This window comes from Burkholderia sp. Ac-20365 (assembly GCF_017104715.1).
Classification (GTDB): domain Bacteria; phylum Pseudomonadota; class Gammaproteobacteria; order Burkholderiales; family Burkholderiaceae; genus Paraburkholderia.
On sequence record NZ_JAAGPI010000014.1, the window covers coordinates 1 to 17,486 of the forward strand.

Annotated in this window: 17 protein-coding genes; 11 read left to right on the forward strand and 6 right to left on the reverse strand. The window is 65.5% G+C overall.

Annotated features, from left to right (window positions below; genetic code table 11):
- A partial coding sequence (locus G3O01_RS23525) for a porin (protein ID WP_205808723.1) occupies positions 1 to 226 on the reverse strand: 226 nt, incomplete at its 3' end.
- Between the two features lie 95 nt (positions 227 to 321).
- Positions 322 to 1,260, reverse strand: coding sequence for a dihydrodipicolinate synthase family protein (locus tag G3O01_RS23530; protein WP_205808223.1), 939 nt, complete (start codon positions 1,258 to 1,260; stop codon positions 322 to 324).
- Positions 1,261 to 1,467: 207 nt separating this feature from the next.
- Here G3O01_RS23530 and G3O01_RS23535 point away from each other — a divergent pair, with 207 nt between their 5' ends.
- Both G3O01_RS23535 and G3O01_RS23540 read left to right on the forward strand, forming a co-directional pair.
- Positions 1,468 to 1,773: an antibiotic biosynthesis monooxygenase gene (locus tag G3O01_RS23535; RefSeq protein WP_205808725.1), complete on the forward strand. Its 306-nt coding sequence runs from the start codon at positions 1,468 to 1,470 to the stop codon at positions 1,771 to 1,773.
- A gap of 30 nt (positions 1,774 to 1,803) precedes the next feature.
- On the forward strand, positions 1,804 to 2,190 hold the full coding sequence (locus G3O01_RS23540; RefSeq protein WP_205808225.1) for a DUF488 family protein: 387 nt from the start codon (positions 1,804 to 1,806) through the stop codon (positions 2,188 to 2,190).
- A gap of 23 nt (positions 2,191 to 2,213) precedes the next feature.
- Here the strand turns inward: G3O01_RS23540 and G3O01_RS23545 are convergent, their stop codons facing one another.
- Positions 2,214 to 2,927: an SDR family oxidoreductase gene (locus G3O01_RS23545; protein ID WP_205808227.1), complete on the reverse strand. Its 714-nt coding sequence runs from the start codon at positions 2,925 to 2,927 to the stop codon at positions 2,214 to 2,216.
- Between the two features lie 40 nt (positions 2,928 to 2,967).
- Positions 2,968 to 3,531 (reverse strand): ester cyclase, encoded by a 564-nt coding sequence (locus G3O01_RS23550; RefSeq protein WP_205808229.1) that lies wholly within the window; start codon positions 3,529 to 3,531, stop codon positions 2,968 to 2,970.
- Positions 3,532 to 3,640: 109 nt separating this feature from the next.
- On the opposite strand from G3O01_RS23550, the gene G3O01_RS23555 reads away from it, so the two are divergent.
- Both G3O01_RS23555 and G3O01_RS23560 read left to right on the forward strand, forming a co-directional pair.
- Positions 3,641 to 4,555 carry a LysR family transcriptional regulator gene (locus tag G3O01_RS23555; protein ID WP_205808230.1) on the forward strand — a complete coding sequence of 305 codons (915 nt, stop codon included), beginning with the start codon at positions 3,641 to 3,643 and terminating at the stop codon, positions 4,553 to 4,555.
- A gap of 206 nt (positions 4,556 to 4,761) precedes the next feature.
- Positions 4,762 to 5,022: a hypothetical protein gene (locus tag G3O01_RS23560; protein WP_205808231.1), complete on the forward strand. Its 261-nt coding sequence runs from the start codon at positions 4,762 to 4,764 to the stop codon at positions 5,020 to 5,022.
- Between the two features lie 40 nt (positions 5,023 to 5,062).
- On the opposite strand, the gene G3O01_RS23565 is transcribed toward G3O01_RS23560, so the two are convergent.
- Positions 5,063 to 6,823 (reverse strand): winged helix-turn-helix domain-containing protein, encoded by a 1,761-nt coding sequence (locus G3O01_RS23565; RefSeq protein ID WP_205808233.1) that lies wholly within the window; start codon positions 6,821 to 6,823, stop codon positions 5,063 to 5,065.
- Between the two features lie 42 nt (positions 6,824 to 6,865).
- A complete protein-coding gene (locus tag G3O01_RS23570) occupies positions 6,866 to 8,137 on the reverse strand; it encodes an MFS transporter (RefSeq protein WP_205808235.1) in 1,272 nt (423 codons plus the stop codon).
- A 471-nt stretch (positions 8,138 to 8,608) separates the two neighbouring features.
- Here G3O01_RS23570 and G3O01_RS23575 point away from each other — a divergent pair, with 471 nt between their 5' ends.
- From G3O01_RS23575 to G3O01_RS23605, 7 genes are all read left to right on the forward strand, one after another.
- A complete protein-coding gene (locus tag G3O01_RS23575; protein ID WP_205808237.1) occupies positions 8,609 to 10,285 on the forward strand; it encodes a methyl-accepting chemotaxis protein in 1,677 nt (558 codons plus the stop codon).
- 36 nt (positions 10,286 to 10,321) lie between these two features.
- Positions 10,322 to 10,807, forward strand: coding sequence for a chemotaxis protein CheW (locus G3O01_RS23580; protein WP_205808239.1), 486 nt, complete (start codon positions 10,322 to 10,324; stop codon positions 10,805 to 10,807).
- Positions 10,804 to 12,240 carry a CheR family methyltransferase gene (locus G3O01_RS23585; RefSeq protein WP_205808241.1) on the forward strand — a complete coding sequence of 479 codons (1,437 nt, stop codon included), beginning with the start codon at positions 10,804 to 10,806 and terminating at the stop codon, positions 12,238 to 12,240. Before G3O01_RS23580 ends, G3O01_RS23585 begins: the two co-directional genes overlap by 4 nt.
- Entirely contained in the window at positions 12,221 to 12,919 is a 699-nt protein-coding gene (locus tag G3O01_RS23590; protein ID WP_205808243.1) for a chemotaxis protein CheW, read from the forward strand. Before G3O01_RS23585 ends, G3O01_RS23590 begins: the two co-directional genes overlap by 20 nt.
- Positions 12,916 to 15,240: a hybrid sensor histidine kinase/response regulator gene (locus G3O01_RS23595; RefSeq protein ID WP_205808245.1), complete on the forward strand. Its 2,325-nt coding sequence runs from the start codon at positions 12,916 to 12,918 to the stop codon at positions 15,238 to 15,240. Before G3O01_RS23590 ends, G3O01_RS23595 begins: the two co-directional genes overlap by 4 nt.
- Positions 15,237 to 16,241, forward strand: coding sequence for a chemotaxis response regulator protein-glutamate methylesterase (locus G3O01_RS23600; RefSeq protein WP_205808247.1), 1,005 nt, complete (start codon positions 15,237 to 15,239; stop codon positions 16,239 to 16,241). Before G3O01_RS23595 ends, G3O01_RS23600 begins: the two co-directional genes overlap by 4 nt.
- A 110-nt stretch (positions 16,242 to 16,351) precedes the next feature.
- On the forward strand, positions 16,352 to 17,470 hold the full coding sequence (locus G3O01_RS23605) for a diguanylate cyclase (protein ID WP_277403050.1): 1,119 nt from the start codon (positions 16,352 to 16,354) through the stop codon (positions 17,468 to 17,470).
- Positions 17,471 to 17,486 lie beyond the last annotated feature (16 nt).

A 17,486-nucleotide genomic window follows, 5' to 3' on the forward strand; every position in this document is an offset into this window, starting at 1 on the left:
CCTTCAGGCCGAAGCGGCTGCCCGCCCACACGCCCGTGACCATCTTGAAGGCCGAGTGGCCGCCTGTAGTCGAACCCAGCGACGTCGAACTCGACTGATAGCCGATGCCGTTATCGATAATGCCGTATAGCGTCACGCTGCTCTGTGCGAATGCGGGCGCCGCGGTCGCCAGCGTCGCGCCGATTGCCAGCACCGCCTTGACGCCTGTGTAGTACTTCTTCTCCATCTGTATCCCCTCCTGGGCGTGGTTATTGATGTTGATGCGTGGTGGCTTCGCGTCGCGCTCCGATGGCAGCGCGGCGTATTCGTTCATTCAATCGATCACGCGTTCACCGTGGCCGCGAACTCGCGCTCGAACACGAGCAGTTCGCGCGCTGCCGCCGCGACGGCAGCGTGATGCTCGACCGGCGTCGCGCTAAGCAGCGGCAGCATCGAACCCATGTCGGCAATGCCCGTGAACGTGACGGCATCGTGCAACACGCGGATCAGCGAGATGTTGTCGCGCAGCGTTTCGAGCGGCATGAATGCGTCGTAGAGACGTTGTGCATCGGCGGCACGGCCTTCTTTCGCGGCGGCAAGCAGACCCATTACGGCATGCGAAGCGATACACCCGCTGCCGGTTGTCCACGCAGCAAGGCCGAAGTCGCGCACATGCGTAAGCGCGGGACGCTCGCCCATGCCGGAGATCACGCGCGACGGGCTCACGCTTTCGAGCAGTCGGCGCAGATAAGGATCGTTCGACGGGTTCTCGCGCACGATTGCGTACTTGACGGCGATCAGCGTGCCGCGATCGACGAGTCGCGCCAGTGTGTCGACGTCCACGTAGTCTTCGCTCTTGATATAGAGCGTGAGCGGGATGCCCGCTGTGTCGGCGATACGCGTGAGACCCGCTTCGACGCCCGCCGGCGTCGTGAAGCCCGACAAGGGCAACACCATCGCCGTGCGGTACGACGTTTGCGCGAGGATGCGCGCCTCGTCGAGCATCTTGCCGTAGTCGGGGCCGATAGCAGGAATCACGCGCGTGCCGGGCGCGGCGCTCGCGGCGAGCATGTCGAGCAGTTCGCGGTACTCGCTGACAGCCACGTGATAGAAGTTCGCGTTCCCGCCGTACAGCAGCGTGCGCACGCCACCCGCTTCGATATGGCGGATCAGCGTCTGGTTGGCTTCGACATCGAGCGACAGGTCGGCGCGGCGCGCGAGCGGCGGGACTGCCATCACGGTCGACGCGAACTCGCGCTCGACGATCTGCGACTCGTTCATAAGATCTCGTGGGTCGGATGGGTGGCTGACAAGCCAGAAAGCTAGCACCCGCGTCGCGATGTTGTCAAACAACCTTTTGACGACTTAGTGTTTTCCATGAAATCGTTTGACAACAGTTCGGGCATACCCCGACTTGCATCGCCACCAAAGGTCACATCCGGGTAAATTGGAAGACCGGCAGCAAGCCGCATCGAAAGGAGACAGATGATGATCAAGTACGCACTGTTCGCGCGATTCGAAGCGAAGCCCGGCAAGGAAGCCGACGTCGAAGCCTTCCTGCAGAAGGGACTGGAACTGGCGAACCAGGAAACCACCACGCCGATCTGGTTCGCGTTGAAGATTGCCGAGCGCACCTACGGCGTGTTCGACGCGTTCCCCGACGAGGCCGGCCGCCAGGCGCATCTGGACGGACCGATCGCGACGGCGCTGATGGGCGTTGCAAACGACCTGTTCACGGGTCCGCCGCAGATTGGCCGCATCGACGTGCTCGGCATGAAGAACACCCTCGGCTGACCATCAACACAAATAAAAGGAGACCAACCGATGGCCATACGCATCGTTCTACTCGGATCGGAACGCGCGCCAGATGAAGGCGTGCGCATCGGCACCGTGCGGCGTCCGCCGCGCGGCGTGCCGAAAGCCGAATTCGGCAGCCGCAATTACTACGACGTCTGGCTGCCGACGCTATCGCCCACGCCGGAGCTCGTCAGCGAAGCGCTATCCGCTCAAACCGATGCCGAGTGGAAAGCGTTCGTGCGCAAATTTCGCGCGGAGATGAATCACGGCGACGCGCCGAAAGTGCTCGACACGCTCGCCGCGTTGTCCGCCACCGCGAACTTCTCGGTGGGCTGCTATTGCGAGCATGAGAACCGCTGCCATCGCAGCGTATTGCGCGAACTGCTCGCCGAGCGCGGCGCGACGATCACATAACGCGTGATCGTTGAGAAAGGCGCTCAGGCAATCGCCCCGCCGCCGTCGACCAGCACCGTCGAGCCCGTCGCATAAGGCGTCGTCGCCAGATAGACGATCGCGTTCGCGACGTCTTCGGGCTGGCCGACGCGCCGTGCGGGCAAGCGGTTGGCGGCGCCTTCGAACATGCTGTCGCGCGCTTCGTCGGAGAGCTTCGACCAGAGCGGCGTTGCGATCAGTCCCGGCGACACCGTGTTCACGCGCACGGGCGACAGTTCCAGTGCAAGACCGCGTGCCAGCGCTTCGAGCGCGGCGTTGATCGCGCCTTGCAGCACGGACGTCTTGCTTGGCCGCACGGAGAGGAAGCCCGAGACGAAAGTCAGCGAGCCGCCATCGGCGATCTTCGCGGCGCGCGCCACGCGGTATGCGCCCCAGAACTTGCTGTCCATCGCCTTCTGCGCGTCTTCGAGCGGCAACTGGCGCACCGGGCCCGACGGCGTCTGCGCAGCCGAAATCACCACGTGATCGAACGCCTGCTGCGCGGCGAAGAATGCGTCGACGGCTGCGGCATCCGTCGTGTCGAGTTCAGCCGTCAACACGCCGTGACCGATTTCCTGCGCCGCCGCCGACAGCTTCTGCGCATTGCGCGACGCAATCGTCACCTGCGCGCCGAGCGCGGCGAACGCCTGCGCCGCCGCGGCGCCAATACCCGAACTGCCGCCGACGATCAGCACGCGTTTCGATTGAAGCGAATTCATGTCCATCTCCTTGCCAGAAGTGAGTGAAGAGACTGCGCCGTTACTTCGCAACGACGCCAAGTTGCTGCAGGAACGTCAGGTTGTCTTCGAGGTGCCAGTTATCGGCAATCCGGCCGTTTGCGACGCGGTAGATATCCGTCGCGATGAAATCGACCGTCTGGCCTTGCCCCTGCACGCCCTTGAACTGGCCCGTGAAGTGGCCGTGAAAGCGCAGATGCACGACAACGCGATCGCCCGCCACCACCATCTGCTCGATGTCCGCCTGCAGGTCGGGCACGGCGCCGCGCACGAACTTCGACGCGGCAAGCGGCCCTTCGATGCCCTGCGCGCGGCCCGGCGGCAGCGTGCGGTCAGTGAAGTCCGGCGCGAGCGCGGCGCGGGCCAGCGCTTCGTCGCCCGTGCTCCAGAACGTGTCGTAACGGCGCGCCGCGAGAATCTGCGCGTCGCGCTGCTGCTTCGGCAGGCCCGGATCGACGGTGATGTGCTGCGGCTGGACGAGCGAACCGGCTGTCGCGGCAGCAAAGACCGGCGTGGCCGCAATCGACACGACAGCCAGCGCGGCGGACAGCGCACGGCGCAACAGGGAAGCGAGACGAAACGACATGATGGGCTCCTTGAAGAAAAACAAAGCATTGATTGATGTGTATGCTAGTCTTCGCGCTACGGAAGAAATACCGCTTCCAGACTGATGAATCCTTTCCTTTTTGAGAAGAATGAGCGACACCCGGATCGACAACCTGCCCGCGCTGATTGCGTTCTCCCGCGTGGTATCGGCGGGCAGTCTGTCGGCGGCTGCGCGAGAAATGGACCTGCCGCTGTCCGTGATCAGCAAGCGGCTCGCGCATCTGGAGAAAAGCGTCGGCGTGCGGCTGATCCAGCGCACCACGCGCCGCCAGACGCTGACGGAAGAAGGCGCGCTGTTTCATGCGCGCGTCGTGCGGATACTCGATGAGATCGAACAGGCGGAATCGCTGCTGTCGCAACGCCGCCAGGAAGTGAGCGGCCTGTTGCGCGTGACGGCGCCCGGCCAGCTCGGGCGCCAGAAAATCGCGCCGCTGATCGCCGGTTTCCAGCGGCTGCATCCGCAACTCACCGTGCAACTGGAACTGACGGACGCCGTTGTCGATCTGGTCGAAAGCGGCTTCGATCTCGCGATCCGCTTCGGCAGTCTCGCGGATTCCTCGCTGATTGCCCGCTCGCTCGCGCCGAACTTTCGCGTGCTGTGCGCGTCGCCCGCGTATCTGAAAGCGCATGGCACACCAAAGCATCCGAACGATCTGACCGCGCACCGCTGCATCCTGATCGGCGACCAGCGGCGCGCCGAATGGCGTTTCGAAGGCGATGAAAGCATCGCCGTGCGCGTCGATGCCGCGATCGTCACGAACGACGGCGAAGCCGCGCATCAGTTCGCGCTGGCCGACGCGGGCATCGCCGTGAAATCTATCTGGGACGTTGGCGACGACATCCTCGCCGGCAGACTGCGCCGCGTGCTGCCACAGCATTCGATGTCGGCCGCGCCGCTGCATGCGATCTATCCGCATAGCCAGCATCTCGCGCCGCGCGTGCGCGCGTTCGTCGACTATCTGCGCGAGCGGCTTGTACAGGCGTGGCGGTGGGAGGCGCTGTAGGCCGCGCAGGTCGACGCCACACAGCGCCGCTGCTTGATGATTTCTTCATGATCCGTCGATAGCGCGAACCTCGTGCGGCTCGCACCATGTCAGCAGCGAATCCCGCCACGCACCGCCGCCAGGCTCAGAGCGATGCGCCGCCTCCGGCTTCGCCTTCCGGCCAGTCACCGCTGACCGTCCCCGCACCGTTTCGAAGGAGTCAGATCATGAAGACGCTTCGCATCGCGGCGACCTGCGCGGTCGCTCTGTCAGTGGGATACGTTGGACACGCGTGGGCTCAGGATCAGCCCGCGACCGCGCCGGGCGCGCAAACGACGCAGGATGTCGGCGGCATGCCCGATGCGTCGGTAAGCCAGTCCGGGCGCGCGATGGGCGAGACTCGCGCCGACGTGTATCAGGATCTGCAGCGGTTCAGGCAGTCGGGCGACCAGCAGCGCCTGAACAGCAGCCTCTATCACGGGAAGTAAGCGTTGCGTACGGCGCGCCGCAACTGAAACGCGGCGCGCTTCAATAGCCGATCCGCTTCTCGACACTCCTGAATTTTCCCAGCGACCGATAGCGGCTGAACCACGGATTCGTACGCAGCTCGCACATGCGCGGCGAGCGCTCGGCCAGCGACACCTCGAGCCAGCGGAACATTTCGTCGGCCTGTCCCAGCCTTGCGTAAAGCTCCGCGAACAGCAGCGGCGACGTATAACGCGTCTGGCGCCGCGCCTGCAGATCCTGCAGATACCATTGCAACACCTTGTCGTAACCACCCTCGTCCCAGGCCGCGCGCACGCTTTGCGCACGCGTGAATTCGTTGCAGCGCGTGAGGGCGTCGACGGTGGCCTCGATGGCGCGCGGATAATCGCCGCGCACCTCGAACGCAATGGCGAGCAACTGATACACGAGCGGCGAACGGTTGCCATGCCCCGCGCTCAGATAATCCCGCGTGACTTCGTCGTAACGTCCCGACTGCACCAGACCAAAAATGCGCGAGCCTTCGAAACCGAGCGGATCGGCCCGTTCCGCGCGTTCGAACTGCGCGCGCCCTTCGGCTTCACGACCAAGCACGAGCAGCAGCCGCGCATACAGGCGACTCGTTTCCGCATGCTCGGGGTTCAGACGCAGCGCTTCCAGAAACTCTTCCTCCGCGCGCCGCCAGTCCCAGTCGTAGAAGTAATGCACGCCGGCCAGCGCCTGATGCGCTTCAGGCAGGCTGCTGTCGAGTTCGAGCGCGCGCAGCGCCGTTTCACGCGCGCGCGGATAGCCTTGCGACGAAGCATAGAACCCATGTGCAGCCGTGCCGCCGAACACGTTCGACAGCCCGACATAGCCGAGCGCATAACCCGGATCGTGCTCGACCGCCTCTTCGAAGTAGCCGCGCGCGCGAATGAAATCCTCGTCGCTCAGCGCGTGATGCGCGGCGAAGCCCGCGTCGAAATGCACGCGGCGCGTCCAGAAATAGCGGCCACGCAGATACGCATCGTGCGCACGCGGATCGATGGGCAGACGGCGCGCAAGCTTCAGTTGCAACTGCTCGCCCAGTGCCGGCGACACTTCGCGTGCAAGCGCCGCGCCTACTTCCATTTGAATATCGAGCGCACCCTTCGCGACAGGCTCATATGCGTGCCGCCACACCTGCACCTGATCGAAACAGCGGATCAGTTGCACGAGAATGCGCAGGCGCCCGCCATCGCGCGTGAGCGAGCCTTCCAGCACGTAATCGACCGAAAGCTCGAAAGCGATCTCCGCAATGCTCTTCTTCGCGCTCCGGTAGTGCGCCGCCGTCGTGCGCGCCACGACGAGGACACGATTCGCGCCGTGCGTGCCGATGTTGGCCGAGGTCTCGTCGGCGAGTGCATCGCAGAAGCCGTCGAGCGCGGGGTCGCCCGTCTGGTTGCCGAATGGCAGCACCAGCAGCCGGGCCGCCACGGACGGTTCGGGCGATGCCTCCACCGCCGCCGTCCGGATGCCTTCCAGCCGGTAGCCCTTGCCTTTGACGGTCAGCAGATAGCGCGGTTCGTCCGGGTTCTCGCCCAGCGCGATGCGGATCTTGCGAATCGCCGTGTTGATGCTGTTGTCGGTCTGCCGGTACGCGTTGCCGCCCCACAGCGCGCGCACGATATCGGCGCGCGTCACCAGTTGGCCCTTGCGCGACACCATCAGGATCAGCAGTTCCATCGGCAGGCGTTCGAGACGGATCGGCTCGCCGCCGCGGCGCAACGCATAGCGCCCGATGTCGAGTTCGACGTCCGCGATCCATACGGAATCTGAGGGTTCCATGTCCGCTCCTGCCACCACATGCCGGGATCCCTGCCTGCCGCGCTACCGCACGCGCTTCATGCCGAAGGTCGATGCCAATGCGATCAGTGCGCCCGCCAGCATCGCAAGCGCGGGCGCGAGCGTCCAGTGCAGGTCGGCGACGAGAAAGCTCACGGTGAGCGGCGTCAGGCCCATCGTCACGGCGAGGCCGACGTTCATCGCGGCCGCGACGCCGCTAAAGCGCACATCGACAGGAAACAGTTCGGCGATCGCGCAACCAAACGTCCCGTTGATCAACGAGGCAATCGCCCCCGCGATGAAGAACAGCAACACGAGATTGGCGTGCGCGTGCGCAATGGCGATGAAAAACACCGGCGCAAACAGGGCTGTCAGCACAGCACCCGCACGGAACACACGGCGGCGGGAGAAGCGGTCGCCCGCTGCCGCCGTCAACGGAATACAGGCGGCGATCGCGACCACATAGAGCGTCTGCGCCCATGCCACATCGCTGGCACTGCGGCCGAGCGCCTGCAGCCAGCTCGGCATGTACGCGATGAACAGTCCGCCCGTGACGCCTGTCATCACGCCCGCGCCGGTACCCGTGACGACGGCCGCAAGGTGATGACGGAACAGCACGGCAAGCGGCTCGCGGTGCCGCCGCGCGATCGCACGCGCGTATTCCGCCGATTCGTCGAGCCTGCGGCGCAGCGCGAAGATGCCCAGACCGCAGATTCCGCCCAGCAAAAACGCGATCCGCCATCCGAACGCATCGATCTGCGTCATATCGAGCAGCAGATGCACTGCGAGATTCACGCCCGACGCGAGCAACAGCGACAGGTTGACAGCCACGAACACGAAGCCGCACATCAGCCCCGGATGCGCGGCTCCCGTCTCAATCGCATAGACGAGCGCGCCCGGCAACTCGCCGCCGAGGCACAGGCCCTGCACAAGACGCAATGCAAGCAGCGCGACGGGCGCGGCAACGCCAAGCGCGGCATATGAAGGAAGCATTCCAATGGCGAGCGTCGCGAGCGCGGCAACGAGCGCGGACGACATGAAGACAACGCGCCGGCCGTACTTGTCGCCGAGCCGGCCGAGAAACAGGCCGCCCAGCGGACGCGACAGATGACCGATGGCGAGCACGGCAAACGACAGCGTGGCCGGCGCGAGCCCGATGCCGGGCGGAAAGAACGCACGCCCGATGTGCTGCGCAAAGAAACCGTAGATGACGAAATCGAACACTTCGAGCGCGCCGCCCGTGCTGGCGACGAAGATCGTCCAGCGTTGGCGTGCGCCCAATGACGCCGACGGCAGCGAAAGCGTATCGTCGAGCATGACAACTCCAGATATCGCCGTGCACATCGGCTACGCCCGTTCCGCGCAGATCGACGGGGCGGCATTTCGCGGTCGACACCCGGCCAGAGTGTGTTTCCGACGGCGCATGCAGTGTTACGAAACATTCTGGGCGACAAAACCGCCCGCGCATAGCCTTCTTATGCAATTTGCAACAGCGCTGCGGCGGCCTGGGCATTTTCCCGCAGATCACGCGCAAAGCTCGCGAGCCCGCGTCGGCCATAGCCTGACAAGCTGCAGCGTGTCCAGTCCGTCGAAACCCTGATCGCCCTTTACTGGTAACCACCTGGCCTCGCTTTCAAAACGACGATCTGGCACAGGTTTCGCAAGCTTTTTGGGATAATGCAACGCCCGGGAATCAATTAAATTCCAGCTAGTGTCGGCGCAGACCGTCCGGATGCTCGTCATCCGCTGCGCCGCCTCACACCATCCACACCGGAAGAGTCATCGACAATGGCCACAGCGACGCCCCGCACCAGCGACACCACCCTGCTCGACCCGAAGCACGCGGCCCGATTCACGCTCGGCAACCGCATCATGCTGAGCTTCGGCGCGCTGTTCGTGCTGATGCTGGTGATGGCCGCGATCTCCTGGTCGCGGCTGCACGTGATGGACGACGAAGCGCTCAGCATGGGCCGCGACTCAGTGCCCGGTCTCTATCTCGCGACGACCTTGCGCGCGTCGGCCAACGAAGGCTACGCGACGCTCGAACGGGCGCTCTTCGTCGATAGCACCGATACCGCGATCCGCCACGATCTGGAACGCATGCCGCAGGCGCTGCAAAAGTTCGATCAGGTGTCGGCCGAATATCAGGCGACGCTCTATCGCGACGCGGACCGCGAGCACTTCCGCGCCTTCCGCGCCGCCTGGGACCAATACCTGCCGCAACTGAACGAAGCGATGCGCCTCGCGCCGACCTCGAAGGCCGACGCGCAGACCCTGTTCGTCAAGCTCACGCCCGCATGGGACAACGTGATCCGCTCGGCCAACGAACTCGTCAACGAGAACCGCACGCAGGCCGACGAATCCGCGAAATCGATCCGCGATTCGGTGACGGGCACCGAGATCACGCTGGCGGCGGCGCTCGGCGTCACGCTGCTGGTCGCGCTCTACACCGGTTTCTCGCTGTATCGCGCGATCACGGTGCCGATGGCGAGCCTCGTCGACGTGCACAACGTGATGCGCACGGGCAATCTGACGCAGCGCCTGAAGCTCGGTCGACGCGACGAATTCGGCACGCTCGAAGACGGCTTCAACCGGATGGCCGAGGAACTCAACAGCCTCGTCGCGCAGGCGCAGAAGTCGTCGCTGCAGGTGACGACCTCCGTGGCCGAAATCGCGGCGACGTCGAAGGAACAGCAGGCGACCGCCACCGAAACGGCCGCCACCACGACGGAAATCGGCGCGACTTCGCGCGAGATTTTCGCGACCTCGCGCGATCTGCTGCGCACGATGAACGAAGTGTCGAGCGTGGCCGAGCAGTCGGCGACGCTCGCGGGCGCAAGCCAGAGCGGCCTCACGCGCATGGAAGACACGATGCGCAGCGTGATGGAAGCAGCCGGTTCCGTGAATGCGAAACTCGCGATCCTCAACGAGAAGGCGGTCAACATCAATCAGGTGGTCGCAACCATCACGAAGGTTGCCGACCAGACCAATCTGCTGTCGCTGAATGCGGCGATCGAAGCCGAAAAAGCGGGTGAATATGGCCGCGGCTTTGCTGTCGTCGCGACGGAAATCCGCCGTCTCGCGGACCAGACAGCCGTGGCGACTTTCGATATCGAACAGACCGTGAAGGAGATCCAGTCGGCCGTGTCGGCGGGCGTGATGGGCATGGACAAGTTCTCCGAGGAAGTGCGGCGCGGCATGCGCGACGTGCAGCAGGTCGGCGGCCAGCTGTCGGAGATCATTCACGAAGTGCAGACGCTCGCACCGCGCTTCCAGCTCGTCAACGAAGGCATGCACACGCAGGCGACCAGCGCCGAGCAGATCACGCAGGCGCTGTCGCAACTGTCGGAGGCCGCGCAGCAGACGGCGGAATCGTTGCGCCAGTCGTCGCAGGCCATCGACGACCTCACGCTCGTCGCGAACCAGCTTCGCACGGGTGTGTCGCGCTTCAAGATCGAAGCGTGATGCCGATGCGCACGCGCGACAGCCACTGATACCGCGATGCTCTTCCTTCTCTTCGAACTCGACCGCGACCGCTATGCGCTCGATGCCGCCGACATCGTCGAGGTGCAGGCGCTGACGGCTGCAAAGACGATACCGGGCGCGCCTGCATGGGTGGCGGGCGTGGTCGAGCGGCACGGCGAGCCCGTGCCCGTGATCGATCTCGCGCAACTGGCGCTGGGCCGTCCTTCGCAGCAATGGCGCTCGACGCGGCTCGTGTTCGTGCGCTACCACGACGCGCGCGAGCGGGTCAGCGGCGACGCGCCGGCGCGGCTGCTCGGCGTGATTGTCGAGCGCGCGACGCAGACGCGCCGCATCGAACGCGCGCAATTCGCCGATAGCGGCATCGCCACGCCGCATGCGCGCTGGCTCGGGCCCGTTGCAAGCGACGAACTGGGCATGATCCAGTGGATCGACGTGCAGCAGATGCTCGACGACGACGTCAAGGCGCTGCTCTTCCCGCAACCCGAACCTCATCCGCGATGAACGCCGCGAACGCTTTCGTACCGCGCTTCGAAGCCTGGCTCCTGCGGGAGACGGGTATCGACGCGTCGTCGCTCGGCGTCAATGCGCTGGAGCGCGCCGTGCTCGAACGCGTGCGCGTGACGCGACTGAACGCGTCGGCGCACGACACCAGCGTTGCCGTCGATCCCGCCGACATCGAAGCGTACTGGCAGCAACTCAATCTGGCGCGCGACGAGCGGCAGGCGCTGATCGAAACGCTTGTCGTGCCCGAAACATGGTTCTATCGCGACCGCGAGGCGTATGTCGCGCTGGCGCGGCTTGCGAACGAGCGGCTCGTGCGCGATCCGATGCATGTGCTGCGCGTGCTGAGCCTGCCCTGTTCGACGGGCGAGGAACCGTACACGGTCGCGATGACGTTGCTCGACGACGGCATCGGCGAAAACCGCTTTACCGTCGATGCATTCGATATCAGCGCACGCGTGATCGAACATGCGCGCGCGGGCATCTACGGGCGTAATTCGTTTCGCGGCCATCCGCTCACGTTTCGCGACCGGCATTTCACGGCGCGGCAAGACGGCTGGCAATTGAGCGAGCGCGTGCGCGGAACAGTTCGCTTTTCGCAGGCGAATCTGTTCGATTTGCAGGCGGGCGCGCAGGCGCCGTATGACTTCATTTTCTGCCGCAACGTGCTGATCTATTTCGACCGCGAAGCCCAGGACCGCGCGATCCGGCTGCTCGACGCGAATCTCGCTGACGGCGGCACGATTTTCGTCGGCCCCGCCGAAACCGGCCTGATGATGCGCCACGCGATGACCTCGGCGCGCATTCCGCTCGCGTTTGCCTTTCGCCGCAGCACGGCCGAAGAAACGTACGCAGCGCGCGCGGTCAGGCCGCTGTCGGCCAGCACGGCAAGCGTCACAACGCTAAGCATGAGTTCGCCTGCTTTCGCAGCGGCGTCGCGCGAACCCGCCAAACCGGCGCCGGCGCCTGCCGCCCGCCGCGCATTCGCGCCGCCAGCGCCGCCCACGCGCGCGCAACACGCCGCACGACCGGTCATCGAGCAGGCGCCGCCATCGCAACCCGCCGCTGCAAAATCGCTCGATACCGCGCGCCGTCACGCCGATGCCGGCGAATTCGACGAAGCCGAGCGCCTCGCGCACCAGCATGCGATCGTGCATGGCCCGAACGTCGACGCGTTCTATCTGCTCGGCCTGATTGCCGATGCGCGCGGCCGCAGCGCCGATGCTGCCGATTTCTATCGCAAGGCGCTCTATCTCGATCCGGCGCATTACGAAGCGCTCACGCATCTGGCAGCGCTGCTCGACATCGGCGGCGACCGCGCGGGCGCGCAGAACCTGATGCAGCGCGCGCAACGCTCCGCAGCGCGCGCGGCGCCTGCATCGACGGAAGAGTCGCAACGTTCACGAGGCTTCCATGCTGCACGACGCTCCTGATTCTCCAAGCGTGTCCGTGCGCGTCGACGACTGCTGGAACCGCATCGGCACGCGCGGCGACAACACGTGTCCGCGTCTTGTCGAACATTTTCGCTGCCTGAACTGTCCCGTCTTCGCGGAAGGCGCGGCGCGGCTTCTGGACCGCCCATTGAGCGATGTAGATCTTGCGCGTCGCACGGATTCAGGCGCAACGAGCGCGACCACGCGTGAAGCGTCCGCTGCGATGCAATCGGCCCTCGCCTTTCGCGTCGCGGGCGAATGGCTTGCGCTGCCGACGCGCGTGCTGCGCGAAGTCGACGATATCCGCGCGATCCATTCGCTGCCGCATCAGCGCTCGCGCGCGGTGCTCGGCGTCGTCAATGTGCGCGGTGCGCTGACCGTCGCGGTGTCGCTCGGCGAACTGCTGAACATGGACCGCGCCGCCGACACGACGCAGGCCGCGCGCAACGGCTACGCGCGCATGCTGGTCGCCGCGCACGACAGCGAGCCCGTCGCGTTGCCCGTCGATGAAGTCGAAGGCGTGGTCCGTTACGCTGAAAGCGATCTGCTGCCCGTGCCCGCCACGCTCGCGCATGCCACCGCGTCGCATGCGCGTGGCGTGCTCGCATGGCACGGCGGCACCATCGGCCTGCTCGATCCCGCGCGGCTATTCGACTCGATTGCACGGAGCCTGCGATGACAGACGACGATCTGAGCCGCCTGTCGCTGCTCGAGCTGTTCCGCGAGGAAGCCGCTGCGCAAACGCGCGTGCTGTCCGACGGGCTGCTCGCGCTGGAACATCGTCCAACCGATGCCGCCGCGCTCGAAGCGTGCATGCGTGCCGCGCATTCGCTCAAGGGCGCGGCGCGCATCATCGGCTTGCAGGACGGCGTGGATATCGCACATGTGATGGAAGAGTGCTTCGTCGGCGCGCAGCGCGGCGAACTGAACTTGACGCCGGCGCATATCGACGTGCTGTTGCGCGGCGTCGATCTGTTGTTGCGCGTGGGCGAAGCAAAACCGGATGCGCCCGTCACGCGCGCCGATATCGATGAGTTTGTGCGGCGGATGTCATCGCCCGTGAGCGCCACGCGCGAGCCGGGCGTTCGCGACGCAGCGCCCCTCGATCCGGATGTAGACGTGTATGCGCAACTGCAGGCGCAGTTGCAGGCCGAAGCGCTCGAGCAACGCCAGGAAGCGCCTGCAATCGAACCGCCCGACGCGGTCTTGCAAACTGAAGCTCATGCGGGCACACAAGCCGCCGCGCGACACCCCGACCGCATGCTGCGCGTGCGTGCCGCCAATCTCGACCGCGTGCTGAGCCTGTCGGGCGAAGTGCTCGTCGAATCGCGCTGGCTCAAGCCGTTCGCGACGTCGATGCTGCGCATCAAGCGCACGCATCGCGATACGTCGCGTGCGCTCGACGCGCTCTACGACACGCTCACCGGGCATCTCGACGACGCCGCGCTGTCGGCGCTCGCGGACGTGCGCACCGCGCTCAACGCGATGCAGCACACGCTCGGCGCACGCATCGACGAACTGGATCACTACGACCGCAGCAGCTCGAACCTCGCGCAGCTGCTGTACGACGAAGCGCTGCAATGCCGGATGCGTCCGTTCGGCGATGCGACGCATGCGTATCCGCGTGTCGTGCGCGATCTGGCGCGCTCGCTCGGCAAGCGCGTGAAGTTCGAAATCGTCGGTACGTCGACGCAGGTGGACCGCGACATTCTCGATATGCTCGATGCACCGCTCGGCCACCTGCTGCGCAACGCAATCGATCACGGTATCGAAACGCCCGACGAACGTATCGCGCGCGGCAAGTCCGCCGAAGCGCAGGTCACGCTCGAAGCGCGCCATAGCGCAGGCAAGCTGCTGATCAGCGTGAGCGACGACGGCGCGGGCATCGATCTCGAACGCGTGCGCGCGTCGGTGATCCGCCGCAAGCTCGCCGACGAAGACACGGCCGCGCGTCTGTCGGAACAGGAACTGCTCGATTTTCTGCTGCTGCCGGGCTTCTCGATGCGCGAGCAGGTCACCGATGTATCGGGGCGCGGTGTCGGCCTCGATGCCGTGCATGAAATGGTCAAGGCCGTGCGCGGCGCGGTGCGCATCTTCAGCGAACCGGGCCGCGGCTCGCGCTTCGTGATGCAGTTGCCGCTGACGCTCTCAGTGGTGCGCAGCCTGCTCGTCGAAGTGGGCGGCGAAGCGTACGCGTTCCCGCTCGCGCACGTGCGCCGCACGCTCGAACTCGCGCGTGCCGATATCGACATGCTCGAAGGCCAGCAGCATTTTGCGTTCGACGGCAAACCCGTTGGCCTCGTCACCGCGCATCAGCTGCTCGGCGCAGCGGCAGGCGCTGAGCAACGGATACGCGAATCGGTGTCCGTCGTCGTGATCGGCGATGAACGCGAAACGTATGGAATCGCCGTCGACCGCTTTCTCGGCGAGCGCATGCTCGTCGTGCAGCCGCTCGACGCGCGCCTCGGCAAGATTCGCGATATCGCGGCGGGCGCGCTGATGGAAAACGGCGACGCCCTGCTGATCGTCGATGTGGACGACCTGCTGCGTTCCGTCGACAAGCTCGTGCGCGGCGGCCAGCTTGACCGGATCGGCCGCGCGCAGGGTGTGGCCGCGCGGCAGCGCAAGCATGTGCTCGTCGTCGAAGATTCGTTGACGGTGCGCGAACTCGAACGCAAGCTGCTGGAAAAGCGCGGTTACGCAGTGACGGTCGCCGTCGACGGCATGGACGGATGGAACGCACTACGCGGCGGCAGTTTCGATCTCGTGGTCACGGATATCGACATGCCGCGCATGGATGGCATCGAACTCGTCACGCTCATCAAGCGCGACCCGCTGTTCAAGCCCGTGCCCGTGATGATCGTGTCGTACAAGGATCGCGACGAAGACCGCCGGCGCGGTCTCGAAGCGGGCGCGGACTACTATCTCGCGAAGGGCAGCTTCCATGACGAAGCGCTGCTCGATGCCGTACGCGACCTGATCGGAGAGGCATCAGCATGAACATCGGCATCGCCAACGACCTGCCGCTCGCCGTCGAAGCGCTGCGCCGCGTGATCGCGCTGCGCCCCGAGCATCGCGTGCTGTGGGTCGCCGCCAATGGCGAAGAAGCCGTCGATTTCTGCGCCGCGCAGACGCCCGACGTGGTGCTGATGGATCTGATCATGCCGAAGATCGACGGCGTGGAAGCGACGCGCCGCATCATGGCGCGCACGCCCTGCCCGATCCTGATCGTGACGAGCAGCGTCGGCGCGAATACGTGGCGTGTGTACGAAGCGATGGGCGCGGGCGCGCTCGACGCCGTCGATACGCCGACGCTCGGCGGGCGCGGCATCGGTGAGGCCGCGCAGTTGATGCTGCAGAAGATCGACCAGATCGGCCGGTTAGGCGACAAGCCGTTAGCGCCGCGCCAGACAGCCGTTGCGCCGCTCACGCGACATGCGCAAAGGCTGGTGGCAATCGGTGCATCGGCGGGAGGACCGGCCGCGCTCGCGACCGTGCTGGGCGGCCTGCCCGCGGGCTTTGCCGCGCCCATCGTGATCGTCCAGCATGTCGACAAGGTGTTTGCCGACGGCATGGCCGAGTGGCTCGACGGACAGACGCCGCTGAAGGTACGCACGGCGCGCGAAGGCGAACAGCCGGACGCGGGCGTCGCGCTGCTCGCGGCCACCAACGATCACATGCTGATGACACAAAACGGCACACTGCACTACACTCGCGAACCGGCGGAATTGCCCTACCGTCCTTCCGTCGATGTGTTCTTTCACAGTGTTGTCGAGCATTGGCCCGGCGAAGCACTCGGCGTACTGTTGACGGGCATGGGCCGCGACGGCGCGATCGGCCTGAAAGCGATGCGCGCGAAAGGCTACGACACGATCGCGCAGGACGAAGCGACAAGCGCCGTCTACGGCATGCCGAAGGCAGCCGCGACGCTTGGCGCCGCGCGCCGGATTCTGCCGCTGGGCGGTATCGCGGATCAACTCGCCGCTTTCGCGCGGCGCTGAGCTATCACGCGACGACACGTTCAACGGCAAACGGAGCATTCGATGCAAGGGTGGCACGCAGTCAAACATAGAGACAACGCATGACCAGCATTTCCGACAGGGGTACGCACATGGACTTCGATCAAATCGGGGCACGGGACCAGGGGGGTTCCACATCGACGTCGGCCGACCGCGCGAACGCCGCGCTCGACGCTGCACGCGCCGCGCTGGAAACGGCCGCGCTGTCGGATGTGCCGATCATGGTGTTGCTGGTCGACGACCAGGCGATCGTGGCGGAAGCCGTGCGGCGCGCGCTCGCGAATGAAGACGGCATCGACCTGCACTACTGCGCGAGCGCCGACGAGGCGATCCACGCGGCGACCCACACGCGTCCCACGGTGATCCTGCAGGATCTCGTGATGCCCGGCATCGACGGCCTCACGCTCGTCAAGGCGTACCGCGCGAATGCGAATCTGCGCGACGTGCCCATCCTCGTGCTGTCGACGAAGGAAGAGCCGACTATCAAGAGCGCGGCCTTCGCGGCGGGCGCGAACGACTATCTCGTCAAGCTGCCTGACCGGATCGAACTGGTCGCGCGGATCCGCTATCACTCGCGCTCGTATGTGAACCTGCTGCAACGGGACGAGGCGTATCGCGCGCTGCGAGAATCGCAGCAGCAACTGCTCGAAGCGAATCTGGAACTGCGCAAGCTCACGCAGTCGGACGGGCTGACGGGCCTGTCGAACCGCCGCTATCTCGACGAATATCTGAACGCCGAATGGCGGCGCGGCATGCGCGCGCAAACGGAAGTGTCGATGCTGATGATCGACGTCGACAACTTCAAGCCGTACAACGATACCTACGGCCACGTTGCGGGCGATGAAGTGCTCAAGACGATCGCGTCGACGGTGGAAGGTTGCCTCGGGCGGCCTGGCGATCTCGCTGCGCGCTTTGGCGGCGAGGAGTTCGCGGTCGTGCTGCCGGGCACGTCGGCGGGCGGCACGCGGCTGCTCGCGGAAAAGATCCGCCTCGAAGTGGAGGCGCTGCGCATTCCGCATGCGGGCTCGTCGTCGGGACAGTATGTGACGATCAGCATTGGCTGCGCGACCCAGGTGCCGGCGCCCGATGCGCCGATGACGACACTGATCGAAGCCGCCGACCTTGCGCTGTATCGCGCGAAACGTGACGGGAAAAACCGCGTGGCGGCGACGGAAGGCGGCAGAAGCGAGGCGCGCGCGACGACCGGATAATGTGCCCGGTTAGCGT

Coding starts and splice junctions, on each gene's coding strand:
- G3O01_RS23565 (WP_205808233.1), bottom strand. CDS start 6,823: ATGGAACCCTCAGATTCCGTATGGATCGCGGACGTCGAACTCGACATC.
- G3O01_RS23545 (WP_205808227.1), bottom strand. CDS start 2,927: ATGAATTCGCTTCAATCGAAACGCGTGCTGATCGTCGGCGGCAGTTCG.
- G3O01_RS23580 (WP_205808239.1), top strand. CDS start 10,322: ATGCTCTTCCTTCTCTTCGAACTCGACCGCGACCGCTATGCGCTCGAT.
- G3O01_RS23535 (WP_205808725.1), top strand. CDS start 1,468: ATGATCAAGTACGCACTGTTCGCGCGATTCGAAGCGAAGCCCGGCAAG.
- G3O01_RS23590 (WP_205808243.1), top strand. CDS start 12,221: ATGCTGCACGACGCTCCTGATTCTCCAAGCGTGTCCGTGCGCGTCGAC.
- G3O01_RS23550 (WP_205808229.1), bottom strand. CDS start 3,531: ATGTCGTTTCGTCTCGCTTCCCTGTTGCGCCGTGCGCTGTCCGCCGCG.
- G3O01_RS23605 (WP_277403050.1), top strand. CDS start 16,352: ATGGACTTCGATCAAATCGGGGCACGGGACCAGGGGGGTTCCACATCG.
- G3O01_RS23575 (WP_205808237.1), top strand. CDS start 8,609: ATGGCCACAGCGACGCCCCGCACCAGCGACACCACCCTGCTCGACCCG.
- G3O01_RS23530 (WP_205808223.1), bottom strand. CDS start 1,260: ATGAACGAGTCGCAGATCGTCGAGCGCGAGTTCGCGTCGACCGTGATG.
- G3O01_RS23595 (WP_205808245.1), top strand. CDS start 12,916: ATGACAGACGACGATCTGAGCCGCCTGTCGCTGCTCGAGCTGTTCCGC.
- G3O01_RS23540 (WP_205808225.1), top strand. CDS start 1,804: ATGGCCATACGCATCGTTCTACTCGGATCGGAACGCGCGCCAGATGAA.
- G3O01_RS23555 (WP_205808230.1), top strand. CDS start 3,641: ATGAGCGACACCCGGATCGACAACCTGCCCGCGCTGATTGCGTTCTCC.
- G3O01_RS23585 (WP_205808241.1), top strand. CDS start 10,804: ATGAACGCCGCGAACGCTTTCGTACCGCGCTTCGAAGCCTGGCTCCTG.
- G3O01_RS23560 (WP_205808231.1), top strand. CDS start 4,762: ATGAAGACGCTTCGCATCGCGGCGACCTGCGCGGTCGCTCTGTCAGTG.
- G3O01_RS23600 (WP_205808247.1), top strand. CDS start 15,237: ATGAACATCGGCATCGCCAACGACCTGCCGCTCGCCGTCGAAGCGCTG.
- G3O01_RS23570 (WP_205808235.1), bottom strand. CDS start 8,137: ATGCTCGACGATACGCTTTCGCTGCCGTCGGCGTCATTGGGCGCACGC.